General features: G+C 71.7%; 11 protein-coding genes. 7 read left to right on the top strand and 4 right to left on the bottom strand.

Features of this window, described 5'->3' with window-relative positions; all coding sequences use genetic code 11:
* The first annotated feature begins 23 nt into the window (after window positions 1-23).
* Entirely contained in the window at window positions 24-881 is an 858-nt protein-coding gene (locus AC0I8G_RS21120) for a nuclease-related domain-containing protein (protein WP_471731689.1), read from the top strand.
* A 13-nt stretch (window positions 882-894) separates the two neighbouring features.
* Here the strand turns inward: AC0I8G_RS21120 and AC0I8G_RS21115 are convergent, their stop codons facing one another.
* On the bottom strand, window positions 895-2,175 hold the full coding sequence (locus tag AC0I8G_RS21115; protein WP_471731688.1) for an ATP-binding protein: 1,281 nt from the start codon (window positions 2,173-2,175) through the stop codon (window positions 895-897).
* Window positions 2,176-2,316: 141 nt separating this feature from the next.
* Window positions 2,317-4,215 (bottom strand): NHL domain-containing thioredoxin family protein, encoded by a 1,899-nt coding sequence (locus AC0I8G_RS21110; protein ID WP_471731687.1) that lies wholly within the window; start codon window positions 4,213-4,215, stop codon window positions 2,317-2,319.
* Between the two features lie 297 nt (window positions 4,216-4,512).
* Between AC0I8G_RS21110 and manD the strand changes: the two genes are divergently transcribed.
* Window positions 4,513-5,721 (top strand): D-mannonate dehydratase ManD, encoded by a 1,209-nt coding sequence (gene manD, locus AC0I8G_RS21105; RefSeq protein ID WP_471731686.1) that lies wholly within the window; start codon window positions 4,513-4,515, stop codon window positions 5,719-5,721.
* A 167-nt stretch (window positions 5,722-5,888) separates the two neighbouring features.
* Window positions 5,889-6,689 carry a L,D-transpeptidase family protein gene (locus AC0I8G_RS21100; protein ID WP_471731685.1) on the top strand — a complete coding sequence of 267 codons (801 nt, stop codon included), beginning with the start codon at window positions 5,889-5,891 and terminating at the stop codon, window positions 6,687-6,689.
* Between the two features lies 1 nt (window position 6,690).
* Here the strand turns inward: AC0I8G_RS21100 and AC0I8G_RS21095 are convergent, their stop codons facing one another.
* The gene (locus AC0I8G_RS21095; protein ID WP_380160009.1) at window positions 6,691-7,302 is read right to left on the bottom strand and encodes a hypothetical protein; all 612 of its coding nucleotides are present in this window, start codon (window positions 7,300-7,302) and stop codon (window positions 6,691-6,693) included.
* Between the two features lie 158 nt (window positions 7,303-7,460).
* Entirely contained in the window at window positions 7,461-8,123 is a 663-nt protein-coding gene (locus AC0I8G_RS21090; protein WP_471731684.1) for an exonuclease domain-containing protein, read from the bottom strand.
* A 336-nt stretch (window positions 8,124-8,459) separates the two neighbouring features.
* On the opposite strand from AC0I8G_RS21090, the gene kdpF reads away from it, so the two are divergent.
* The 4 genes from kdpF to kdpC are packed head-to-tail and all read left to right on the top strand — an operon-like array spanning window position 8,460 to window position 12,972.
* Entirely contained in the window at window positions 8,460-8,549 is a 90-nt protein-coding gene (kdpF, locus tag AC0I8G_RS21085; RefSeq protein WP_328293566.1) for a K(+)-transporting ATPase subunit F, read from the top strand.
* Between the two features lie 12 nt (window positions 8,550-8,561).
* The gene (gene kdpA / locus AC0I8G_RS21080) at window positions 8,562-10,229 is read left to right on the top strand and encodes a potassium-transporting ATPase subunit KdpA (RefSeq protein WP_471731683.1); all 1,668 of its coding nucleotides are present in this window, start codon (window positions 8,562-8,564) and stop codon (window positions 10,227-10,229) included.
* Window positions 10,226-12,352 (top strand): potassium-transporting ATPase subunit KdpB, encoded by a 2,127-nt coding sequence (gene kdpB, locus AC0I8G_RS21075; RefSeq protein WP_471731682.1) that lies wholly within the window; start codon window positions 10,226-10,228, stop codon window positions 12,350-12,352. Before kdpA ends, kdpB begins: the two co-directional genes overlap by 4 nt.
* Window positions 12,353-12,357: 5 nt before the next feature.
* Window positions 12,358-12,972 (top strand): potassium-transporting ATPase subunit KdpC, encoded by a 615-nt coding sequence (gene kdpC / locus AC0I8G_RS21070; RefSeq protein WP_471731681.1) that lies wholly within the window; start codon window positions 12,358-12,360, stop codon window positions 12,970-12,972.
* Window positions 12,973-12,976 lie beyond the last annotated feature (4 nt).

Below are 12,976 nucleotides of genomic sequence, written 5' to 3'. Positions count from 1 at the left end.
TGCCGGTTCCCGAAGCACCGGTCATGACCACAGCGGGCGCCGGGGCGGACGAGCAGGCCCGGCGGGTCGCCGCACGCCTGGAGCGGCTCCGACGGGAACCTGCGAGCGAGGAATCGCCGGCCCGCGTCGCGGCCGCCGAACGACGTCACCACGCCTGGACCACCGGCGCCGAGGGTGAGCGCCTGGTCGCCGTGACCCTGACAGAACTCGAGGCCGAGGGGTGGGTCGTGCTCCACGACGTCCACTGGCCCGGGCGGCCGAAGGCCAACCTGGACCACGTCGCGATCGGTCCCGGCGGCGTCGTCGTCGTCGACGCGAAGAACTGGTCGGGCCAGGTGTCCGTCCGGGACGGTCTGCTGCGCAACGAGTCGTGGCGCAAGGACCGCGAGCTGGAGGCGATCGCGAGCGCCGTGGCGGCCGTGTCCGCCCTGCTGGAGCCGGCGGTCCGCTCGTCGACCAGCGGCCTGCTCTGCCTGGTCGCGCAGGAGCAGGAACCGCAGCGGACGACGTCGGGGATCACCGTGGTGGGACGCAGCGACCTCGTCGCGTTCTTGCGTGGGCTCGAGGTCCGGTTGGAACCCCGCGCCGTCCGGCGGACCGCGGCATTCTTGAAGGCCACCCTCGACGGCGCCCACAGCCCGGTCCTCACCACCACCGGCGCTCTGCCGGCCGTGCCCTCGGGACGAGCGGTGCGCACGAACCACCGGCGACCGGTCGCGCGCCGGGCCCGCCAGCTCCCGTGGCCTCGACGTCTGCTCCTGGTGTTCCTCGTCCTGGTCGTGGCCGGGCTCGTGGGGTTCCTGGCGGTGGTGCTCGGACTGGCGGTGGTCCAGCAGATGGCCGACGGCCTGGTCCACCCGTCCGCGGCGAGCGCTCCCTGACGGCGCTGGAAGCTCACGGCCCCAGCAACGCCGCCGGCACCACCGCGATCCCGTCCCGCCGGCGGTAGGCCTCGGGGCCGGTCGTGACGACGACGGCGTCGAGCAGGTCCGCACCGAGCACTCCCTGCAGCCAGCGCAGGTGCTTCACGTCAGCGTCGGTCACCGCCCCGGCGAGCTTCACCTCGACGGCGACGACCTTGCCGTCACCCCGTTCCACGACGAGATCCACTTCGTGCTCGCCGCTGCGGACCCGCAGGTGCCCCACTCGTGCTTCAGCCGCCTGCGCGTAGACCCGCACGTCGAGCGTCACCAACGACTCGAAGAGCTGGCCGAGCAACGTCGCCTCGCGGCCGGCACCTCGGGCCGGACTGGCGCCGAGGAGCGCGACGACGTCGACCCCCAGCATCCGGGCGGCGAAGGCGGGGTCGGCGAGGTGGTGCTTCGGGGCGGCCGCGAGACGGGCGAGGTGGTTCCGGAACGGAGTCCACGCGGGTACCGGATCGAGGAACCAGAGGCGCTCGAGGATGTCCCGGTAGGCGGTCGTGGTGGTCTTGGCCGGCTTGTCCACCTCCCCGGGAGTGGCTGCCTCCACGAGCCGGTCGTAGGCGGTGACCGTCGATTCCGCAGCGGCGTAGGCGGTCATCCAGCGTCGCAGGGGAGCGGGGTTCCGCACCGCGCGCCCGAGGTCGGGGAAGTCGCGGTCGATGATGCTGTCGACGTAGCCGTCCAGCTGAGCCCGGCGCAGGCGAGGAGGGAGCGAGCGGATCGCCGGCAGGCCGGAGCGGCAGATCTCCTCGGCGTAGTCCTCGAGCGCGACCGCCGTCGAGCCGACCACGTCCGGCGCCCCGCCCGCGAGCAACCGCGCCAGGGACACCGTGGGCTGGGCGACACCTCGCTCGGACAGCGTCATGGGGCGCATCCGCAACCGCACGATGCGACCGGCTCCGCTGTGCACTCCGGTGTCCCGCGGGACCGCGGACCCGGCGAGGAGGTACGACCCCGGCGCGGCTCCGGCGTCGACCGCACGGCGGACGGCGTCCCACGTCGCCGGTACGTGCTGCCACTCGTCGACGAGGACAGGAGGTTCTCCCACGAGTGCCCGTGCGGGCTCAGCCTTCAGGAGGTCCCGTAGTGCCGGGTCGTCGAGCTGGCGGACGGTCGTCGCTCGCTGCGACGCCGTTCGCGTCTTCCCGACCCCCTTGGCCCCTTCGAGAGCCACGGCCGGCAGTCCGGCGAGGTACTCGCCGAGCTCGGCGTCGACTACGCGCGGAACGTAGGAGGGCGGATTCGGCACTGCTGCACGCTACCTTTTGCCGCACTTCCACGCTACCTTTTGCCGCCCTTCTGGACTGCCGAACACCGGTCGTGGTCGCGACTCCGCCGGGCGATCCGCAGGGACGTCTCGGACTCCCCCGGCCGGCGTGACGGTGATGGGCTACGCCCCCCGCAGGTCCAACGGCAGTTCGCTCGCCGCCCCGTCGACCAACCGCACCGGGATCCCCCAGTCCTGCTGGTACAGGTGGCACGCGGCGAACTCCGGCACCTCCCCGGTCTCCGGGTCGCCGTCGCACGCCGCCGCCTGCACGCTCACGTGCAGCACCCCGTTCTCGACCCCGGGAGCGAACTCCAGCGTCCGCGACAACCCCTCGAAGGAACCCGCTCCGGAGACCAGGAACTCCGGAGGGGTCGAGGCGACGGTGAGGCGGGTCGGGTCGCCCCAGCGGTCGTCGAGCTTCTGCCCGGTCGGCGGGGTGAAGGAGACCGAGAGGGAGACGACGCCGGGTGCGAGGTCGGTCGGGGGACGCTGCACGCGGTGGGCGGACCCGTCGACCCGCACGCTCGCGGGGGCGAGTTCGCGGGTCAGGCGGTGCGCGGAACTCTCGACGACCACCAACGTGTCGCCGTCGACGAGGACGTCGGAGGGTTCCACGAGGTCCCGCACGAGCGTCGAGACCTCACCCGTCGCGGGGTCGAACCGGCGCAGGGCGCCGTTGTAGGTGTCGGCGACGAGGATCGAGCCGTCGGCGGCGACCGCGACGCCCAACGGGTGCTGCAGCAACGCCTCCGCGGCGGGGCCGTCGCGGAACCCGAAGTCGAACAACCCCTGCCCGACGTGGGTCTCCACGACGTAGCCCGAACCCGCGACGGCGGCGACGTTCGCCATCCGGTCGTCGGAGACCACGGGAACGGAACGGTCCACCGAACCACTGCGCCGCAGGGACCGGAGCGCGGACGTCTCGGCGTCCACCAGCCAGAGCGTCGACCCGTCGGTCGACACCGCGAGGCCGGAGGTCTGCGCGAACCACGCCTCCTCGGCGGGTCCGTCCTTGATGCCCTCCGCGGTGGTCCCGGCGAGCACCCGCACGACCGATTCGACCGGGTCGAACGCCCACAACTGGTGCACCCCGGCCATCGCGATCACGACCTGCCCGTCGAACCACGCGACGTCCCACGGCGTCGACAGGTCCTGTTCCAGCGCGGGCCCGCCACCCTCGCGGCGCCGGAGCTGGGCACCGGTCCCCGCCACGGTGACGACGGAGCCCGTCGAGAGCGACAGCCCGCGCAACGCGTGGTTCACGCTGTCCGCGACGACCACGTCGTACCCCACCTGCTCCGCGACCTCGGGCGGGAGCACGACCGCCCCCTGGGGTTCCGCGAACGTCTCGGGGGTGAACCCGCGAGCGCCGGTCCCGAACCGGCGACGTTCGGTCTCCAGGTCCGCGTCGAGCTCCATGAGCTGGTGGTGACCGGTGTCGACGACGAGCGCTCCACCGTCGGGCAGTCGCACGACCCGCGACGGGAAGCGCAACGCGGACCCCGCGGGCGCCGGCGGCACGTAGGGGCTGTCGCCCCGGCGAAGCGTCCCGGCGGCCTCGTGCTCGGCGACGAGCTCGGAGACCAGGACGTCCAACCCGTGGGCGTGCCCCTCCCCGGACATCGACGCGACGACGTAGCCGGTGGGGTCGACGACGACGAGCGTCGGCCAGGCGCGGGCCGCGTAGGCCTGCCAGGTCGTGAGCTGGGGGTCGTCGAGCACCGGGTGGTGGACGGCGTAGCGGTCGACGGCCGCGTCCAGCGTCGCGGGCTCGGCCTCGTGCGCGAACTTCGGCGAGTGCACCCCGACGGTCACGAGGACGTCGGCGAACTTCTCCTCCAACGGCCGCAGCTCGTCGAGGACGTGCAGGCAGTTCACGCAGCAGCTCGTCCAGAAGTCCAGCAGGACGATCTTGCCGCGCAGGTCGGCCAGCGACAGGTCGCCCTCGGTGTTGAGCCAGCGACGGCCCACCAGCTGCGGGGCACGGACACGGGGACGACGGACGGGCGTGCTGGTCACGGGTCCATCGTGCCCCACACGGTCCTGCGGACCACGAGGCGATCACCGGTGAGTGCACCCCCTGCGCCACTCAGGCGAACGGAGACGCCCATCCGAGTGACTCGGCTCCGCGCCGCCGCCCGTCGCGCCGAAGCAGGGGTGTGACCACTTCCCAGAACGCCCTCGCCGCCGACGGACACCTCCGGACCACCGTCGAGACCGCGTGAGCTGAGTCTTCCTCGGGCGCAGCCAGCCGCCTAGCCTGGCCGGCGTGCCCCACCTCCCCACGAACCGCCGATCCGGGACGGGAGCCTCCGCGTGAGGATCGTCGCCGCTGACGTCGTCGTCACCAGCCCGGGCCGGAACTTCGTCACCCTGAAGCTCACCACCGACGAGGGTCTCACCGGACTCGGTGACGCCACCCTCAACGGCCGCGAACAGGCGGTCGTCGCCTACCTGCGCGAGCACGTCGTCCCGTTGCTGCTGGGCACCGACCCGCACCGCATCGAGGACACCTGGCAGTCGTTGTACCGGGGCGCGTACTGGCGGCGCGGGCCGGTGACCATGGCGGCCATCGCCGCGGTCGACGTCGCGCTGTGGGACGTCAAGGCCAAGGTCGCGGGCCTGCCGCTGTACCAGCTCCTCGGCGGTGCCTCCCGGGAACGGGTCCGCACGTACGGTCACGCCAACGGTCGCGACGTCCCGGAACTGCTCGACTCCGTCCGCGCGCGCCGGGCCGAGGGGTACCAGGCGGTCCGGGTGCAGACCGGGGTGCCCGGGCTGCGGACGGTCTACGGCGTGCACACCGGCGAGGCCATCGCCCACCCGACGCACCGTGCGCTCCCCGTCGTCGAGGACTGGGACACCCCCGCGTACCTCCGGCACCTGCCGAGCGTCCTGGAGGCGGTGCGGCACGAGTTCGGGCCGGAACTCCCGCTGCTGCACGACGCGCACCACCGCCTCACCCCGGTGCAGGCCGCCAAGCTCGGCAAGGACGTCGAGCGCTACGACCTGTTCTGGCTCGAGGACTGCACTCCCGCCGAGAACCAGGAGAGTTTCCGCACCGTCCGCCGGCACACGACGACGCCACTCGCCGTCGGAGAGGTGTTCAACTCGATCGTCGACTACCAGACGCTCATCACCGAACAGCTCATCGACTACGCCCGGTCCGCGGTGACGCACTTCGGCGGGATCTCACCGCTGAAGAAGCTCTTCGACTTCGCCGCGGTCTACCAGGTGAAGAGCGCCGTCCACGGCCCCGAGGACATCTCCCCCGTCGGGACGGCGGCCGCGATCCACCTCGACCTCGCGATCCACAACTTCGGGATCCAGGAGTACTCCGGGCACACCGACCTCACCAACGAGGTGTTCCGGCACGCCTACACGTTCGCCGACGGCCACCTGCACCCTGGTGACGCGCCGGGGATCGGGGTCGAGCTCGACGAGGAACTGGCCGCCGCGCACCCCTACGAGGCCGCCTACCTGCCCGTGAACCGGCTCGCGGACGGGACCGTGCACGACTGGTGACCCTCGACCCGTGATCTTGCAGGTGAACCCAGCAAGATCACGGGTCAGGGGTGGTTGCCGGAGATTGGTGGCGCGGCACGTGCAACACGGAGCCCTCCTCGTGCGTCTCCTCGGCGGAACCCGGACCACCGGGTCCCGAGGCAGACCTTCGAGAACTGGACACCGAGATGACCACCCACCGTCCGCAGCACGAGACGTCGACCGACCGGACCGCGCAGGGCACCCGCCTGCGCCGCACCGTCCGTCTCGCCCTCGCCACCGCGGCGCTCGCCGCGTGCGGACTGGCCGTCCTCACCCACACCGAGGCGGCACCGACCACCCTGAAGAGCACAACCGTTGCGGTGCAGACCGTCGCGTTCACCCAGACGTCGCTCAAGGCGGGCGCCCGCGGGGCCGAGGTCCTCGCGCTGCAGCAGCGGCTGGCCGGCCTGGACTACTGGCTAGGCACCCCGGACGGCAGTTTCGGGGAGAACACGAAGCAGGCCGTGATGGCCCTGCAGGGGGCGGCCGGCCTCACCCGCGACGGTGTCGTCGGACCCGCCACCCGGGCCGCCCTGGCGCGCGGCGCGCAGCCCGTGGTCGGGGTCCGCACCGGTCACGTCGTCGAGGTCGACCGTGGGGCGGGAACCATCACCGTCGCCGACGACGGCCGCATCGCCGCGATCTTCCACACCTCGACCGGTACCTACCAGACGTACCGCTCACCGAGTGGTCACACGGACCTCGCGGACACCCCCGCGGGGAGCTTCCACGTCTACCGCAGCGTCGACGGGATCCGGAACGCGGAACTCGGCCGGCTCTACCGGCCGCGCTACTTCGACCCCAGCCAGGGGATCGCGGTGCACGGGGCGGCCAGCGTTCCGGGCTACCCGGCCTCGCACGGTTGCGCACGCGTCACGAACGCGGCGATGGACGTGATCTGGTCGCGCAACCTCATGCCACAGGGGTCGCTCGTCGTCGTGCGCTGACTCAGACGCCGACGGTCACCGCGGCGGGGGTGAGCCCGGCGCGGTCCTCGTCGGTCCAGTCCTCGCTGAGCCCGAGGGCTTCGCGGTGCTGGACCCAGGACAGGACCTCGGTGCGCGGGGTGTTCCCGTCCAGGCACCAGTGGCTGATCGTGCGCCCGCGCCAGGGGGTCCCGGTGCTCTTGCCGACGAAACCGGCGACCTTGCCGCGGGCGCGCAGGGCACTCAGCGCCATCGCGATCCGGCCGGACGCGGTGTTGGAGGTGGGACCGAACATCGTGTGACCGGCTTCGGCGACGTGCTTGGCGAAGACCTCGGGGGCGCGCTCACGCAGGCGGGCCTCGACGACGCCGAACTCCAGCCAGGGGCCGCCGACCTCGAAGACCTGCGACAGCGGTTCGAGGAGGTCGGCGGTCACGCCGCCGTTCTCCACCCGGGCGGCCGTGCGCCGCACGGTCCGGGTGGACTCGATCGCGGGGTAGACGGTGAAGACCCAGGGACCGGTGCCGCCGTGGTCGTCGAGGCAGGTGTGGATCACACCGCCGTCGGGAGCGCTCATGGGCAGCTGCATCTGCGCGTCGTCCTGGCAGTTGGTGCAGAACATGAAGTCGGCCACGGATGGGCTCCTCGCCTCATCGAGTGCTGCACCAGGTGCAGAAGAGCCGACGAACTCGCCCCCGGCGCGCCGACCGGACCGCCGGACAGCGGCTTCCTCGGAGGGGCGTCCGCCCCCACCATCGCACGGAAGCCGCCCCCCGACGAGCACGGCTCACCTCACGGGAGACGCAGCCAACCCCGCAGCCGAGCACGGATCCGACCGGACCGGGACAGCGGAGCGACCCCCCGCGGCGTGACCACCGGCAGCTGCACGCGCTGCTCCGCGGCCGTGACGAGCGCCTCCCGCAGCACCTCGACCAGGACCCGGGTGTCGTCCTCGGCGTCGTGGGCGCGCAGCTGCTGCACGCCCCAGTGCCGGGCGAGCGTCGCGAGCTTCAGGTTCTCCACCGGGAGGTCGAGGCGCTGCGCCAGCTTCCACGTGCACAGCCGTTCCCGGACCGGGAGGTCCACACCGGCGGAGCGCATCTCGGTGGTCACGAACTTCCAGTCGAACCGGGCGTTGTGGGCCACGAAGACCCGCCCGGCCAGGAGTTCCGCGACCTGCGGCGCGATCTCGCCGAAGGTGGGGGCGCCGACGAGCCGTTCGGCGGTGATGCCGTGCACGTGCGTGGGTCCGGGATCGCGCTGCGGGTCGACCAGCGTCGACCAGCTCCGTTCGACGACCCCGTGGTGGTCCAGCAGCGTCACGGCGATCTGGACGACCCTGTCCCCCGCGTCCGGGCGCAGACCCGTCGTCTCGACGTCCAGCACGGCGTAGCGGTGCCGGTAGCGCCGGGTGACCGCGCGGGGGAAGCGCGCGGTGGGGTCGATGACGGTCATCGGGTCTCTCCTTGCTGTCGAACAGGAGGAACGATGACAGAGGGGTCCGACACGACCCTGGACAGGCGGGTCGCCGCCTTCGAACAGATCTCGAACGAACCGGTGATCGACCGTCCCCACGCCCCGCCGTCAAGATGCCGTCAAGATCCGGCGGCCTGCGTCAAGGAAGCGTCAGGATCGCCGCGACCGGGGTGCTGCGGGTGTTCCTCTGACTGGGAACACACGTGCTCTACACACACCTTCTCCTGGAGTCCCCGTGCTGGATGTCGGCTTCACCGCCCTCACGCTCGTCCTGGCCCTCGCCGCGACCCTCCTGGTCCGCGCGCTGGAGCGCCGATGAGCCTCGAGGGGGCCACCGGACTCGTCCTGTCGGTCCTCGTCGCCGGATACCTGCTCTACGCGCTGCTGCGCCCCGAGAAGTTCTGACGGGAACCACTGATGACGCTCTCCGACAGCACCGCCGGCCTGCTCCAGATCGGCCTCCTCGTCGTCCTGCTCGCCGCGGTCCACGTTCCCCTCGGCGACTACGTGGCCCGCACCCTCACCAGCGCGAAGCACCTGCGGGTGGAACGGGGGATCTACCGCGTCCTGCGCGTCGACGGTGACGCCGACACCCGCTGGCCGGTCTACGCCCTCTCCGTCCTCGGCTTCTCGACCGTCTCGATCCTCTTCCTCTACGCGTTCCTGCGCCTGCAGGATCACCTGCCGCTGTCGCTGGGTTTCGGCGGGATGGAACCCACCCAGGCGTGGAACACCGCGGTGTCGTTCGTGACGAACACGAACTGGCAGTCCTACTCCGGGGAGTCCGCGCTGGGCCACCTTGTGCAGATGGGCGGCCTGGCGGTCCAGAACTTCCTCTCCGCCGCCGTCGGCCTCTGCGTCGCGGTCGCCCTGGTCCGGGGCCTGGTCCGCGTCGGGACCGGCACCATCGGCAACTTCTGGGTGGACCTGGTGCGCAGCACCCTGCGCATCCTGCTGCCGCTGGCGTTCCTCGCCGCGATCGTCCTCGTGCTCACCGGGGTCGTGCAGAACTTCACCGGCGCGACGGCGTACACGACCCTGACCGGTGGGACGCAGTCGATCGTCGGGGGCCCTATCGCCTCGCAGGAGGCCATCAAGGAACTCGGCACCAACGGTGGCGGGTTCTTCAACGCCAACTCCGCGCACCCCTTCGAGAACCCGACCGCGATCTCCAACCTCTTCGAGGTCTTCCTCATCCTGGCGATCCCCTTCAGCCTGCCCCGCACGTTCGGGACGCTGGTCGGCAACCAGCGCCAGGGGGGCGCGATCCTCGCCGTGATGGCCGGCATCTTCGCCGTCTCCAGCGCCGTCACGCTCTACGCCGAGACCCACGCCCTGGGCACCGTCCCGCAGGCCGTCGGTGCGGCCATGGAGGGCAAGGAGGCCCGGTTCGGCGAGTGGGCCTCGGCCCTGTTCGCGACGGCGACGACGTCGACGTCGACGGGGGCCGTGAACTCGTTCCACGACAGCTACACCGCCCTCGGCGGTGGTGCCCTGCTGGTCAACATGATGCTCGGCGAGGTCACCCCCGGTGGCGTCGGTTCGGGCCTCTACGGGATGCTCGTCCTGGCCATCATCACCGTGTTCGTCGCCGGGTTGATGGTCGGGCGGACCCCGGAGTACCTGGGCAAGAAGATCGGCCAGCGCGAGATCACCCTCGCCGCGCTGTACATCCTGGCCACCCCGTTCGCGCTGCTCGTCGGCGTGGCGATCGCGCTCTCCAGCGAGTCCACCCGCGCGATGATGCTGAACTCCGGGCCGCACGGTCTCAGCGAGGTGCTGTACGCCTTCGCCTCGACGGCGAACAACAACGGCAGCGCCTTCGCCGGGGTCAGCGTCAACACGCCGTTCTACAACGTCGCCCTCGGACTGTGCATGTACGTCGGCCGGTTCCTCCCGATGCTGCTGGTCATCGCCCTCGCCGGCACCTTCGCCCGGCAGCGACCCGCCAGCGTCACCGCCGGGACCCTGCCCACCCAGACCGTTACCTTCGCCGGCATGCACGCGGCCGTCGTGGTCGTCGTCACCGGTCTCACCTTCTTCCCCGCCCTCGCCCTCGGACCCCTCGCAGAGGCACTCGCATGAGCACCCCGACCCTCCCCGACACCACGAACCCCGCCACGGCGGGAAACCCCGCGAGCGCGGGACCGCACCGGATCGCGAGTGGCGCGTTCAGCCCGCGCCAGCTCGTGAGTTCCCTCCCGGACGCGTTCCGCAAGCTCGACCCGCGCCACCTCGTGCGGACGCCGGTCATGTTCGTCGTCGCCATCGGTGCCGCGCTCTCCACCGTGCTGGCGATCACCGACCCGTCGGTGTTCGCCTGGGTCATCGTCGCCTGGCTGTGGATCACGGTCCTCTTCGCCAACCTCGCCGAGGCCGTCGCCGAAGGGCGCGGCCGCGCCCAGGCGGCGTCCCTGCGCAAGGTCAGCTCGGACACCACCGCACGTCGGCTGGTGGATCCCACCGGGTTCCACGGCGACGAGGTCAACGTCCCCTCCAGCCAGTTGCGGGTCGGTGACCTCGTCGTCGTCGAGGCGGGCCAGACCGTCCCCGGTGACGGTGACGTCGTCGACGGGGTCGCCAGCGTCGACGAGTCCGCCATCACCGGCGAGTCCGCCCCGGTGATCCGCGAATCTGGCGGCGACCGCAGCGCCGTCACGGGTGGGACCACCGTCCTCTCGGACCGGATCGTCGTGCGGATCACCGCGAAACCCGGGGAGAGCTTCGTCGACCGGATGATCGCCCTCGTCGAGGGTTCCTCGCGCCAGCGCACGCCCAACGAGATCGCCCTGAACATCCTGCTCGCCAGTCTCACCCTGGTGTTCCTGCTCGCCGTGGTCACGTTGCAGCCCATGGCCATCTACTCCGGACGCCCGCAGTCCCTCATCGTGCTGGTGGCCCTGCTGGTCTGCCTCATCCCGACCACGATCGGGGCGCTGCTCTCCGCGATCGGGATCGCCGGGATGGACCGGTTGGTGCAGCGCAACGTCCTGGCCATGTCCGGGCGGGCCGTCGAGGCCGCCGGGGACGTCGGGACCCTGCTGCTCGACAAGACCGGCACCATCACCCTCGGGAACCGGCAGGCCCACGAACTCGTCGCCGCGCCGGGGATCGACATCGCCGAACTCGCCGACGCCGCCCAGTTGTCCAGCCTCGCCGACGCGACCCCCGAGGGCCGTTCCGTCGTCGTGCTGGTCAAGGAGCGCTACGGCCTGCGGGCCCGGGCGGACAGGGAACTCCCCGGGGCGACCTTCGTCCCGTTCACCGCCCAGACCCGCATGTCCGGGGTCGACCTCGTCACCGACGAGGGTGAACGCCAGGTCCGCAAGGGCGCCGCCGCGGCCGCGACCCGCTGGGTCCGCGAACTCGGCGGTGACGTCGCCCGCGAGGTCGACCAGGCCGTCGAGGACATCTCCACCGCGGGCGGGACCCCGCTCGTCGTCGCCGAGAACCGCGACGGCCGGGCCCGCGTCCTCGGGGTCATCCACCTCAAGGACGTCGTCAAGGAAGGCATGCGCGAACGGTTCGAGCAGTTGCGCGCCATGGGCATCCAGACCGTCATGGTCACCGGGGACAACGCCCGCACCGCCGAGGCCATCGCCCTGGAAGCCGGCGTCGACGACGTCCTGGCCGAGGCCACCCCGGAGGACAAGCTGGAACTCATCCGCCGGGAGCAGTCCGGTGGGCGGCTCGTCGCGATGATGGGCGACGGCACGAACGACGCACCGGCGCTGGCCCAGGCCGACGTCGGGGTGGCGATGAACACCGGCACCTCCGCCGCGAAGGAGGCCGGGAACATGGTCGACCTGGACTCGAACCCGACGAAGCTCATCGAGATCGTCGAGATCGGCAAGCAGCTGCTCATCACCCGCGGCGCGCTGACCACGTTCTCCATCGCCAACGACATCGCCAAGTACTTCGCCATCATCCCGGCGATGTTCGTCACGACGTTCCCGCAGCTCGACGCCCTGAACGTCATGCGGCTCTCGACCCCGCAGTCGGCGATCGTCTCCGCCGTCGTGTTCAACGCCCTCGTCATCGTCGCGCTCATCCCGCTGGCCCTGCGCGGGGTGCGGTACCGGCCCTCCAGCGCCGCGGCCCTGCTGCGGCGCAACCTGCTGGTCTACGGCCTCGGCGGGATCGTCGTCCCGTTCATCGGCATCAAGCTCCTCGACCTCGTCATCTCCACCATCCCCGGGATCGGCTGATCACCATGTCCACCACCACGCTGCGCCCCTCGGCCTCGATCTCGAACCTGCTGCGCCAGTCCCGCACCGGTCTGGTCCTCCTCGTGGGCGCCACCCTCCTGCTCGGTGTGATCTACCCGCTCGCCGTCTACGGCGTGGGGCGGTTCGTCCCCGGCCGCGCCGACGGCCAGGTCGTCAGCGTCGGCGGAACCCCGGTCGGCTCGGCGATCATCGGTCAGACCTTCGACGGTGACGAGTGGTTCGCCTCCCGTCCCTCCGCCGCCGGGGACGGGTACGACCCGCTGGCCTCCTCGGCCTCGAACCTCGGACCGGAGTCCACCGACCTGGCGAAGCTCGTCGAGGAACGCCGGGCGGCGGTCGCCGCCGCCGACGGGACCGCCCCGGCCGATGTCGCCTCCGACGCCCTCACCGCCTCCGGCAGCGGCCTGGACCCCGACATCTCCCCCGAGTACGCGCAGCAGCAGATCGCCCGCGTCGCCGCTGCCCGCGGCCTCACCGACCAGGCGGTCGCCACCCTGGTCGCCGAGCACACCCAGGGCCGGGGGCTGGGTTTCCTCGGTGAACCCCACGTCAACGTGCTCGAACTCAACCTCGCCCTGAAGCACCTGGCACAGGGCTGAGCCG

This window comes from Kineococcus sp. AC630, assembly GCF_979255925.1.
The sequence above is the reverse complement of the archived record's forward strand: the minus strand, read 5'-3'. Positions and strand labels throughout refer to the sequence as shown.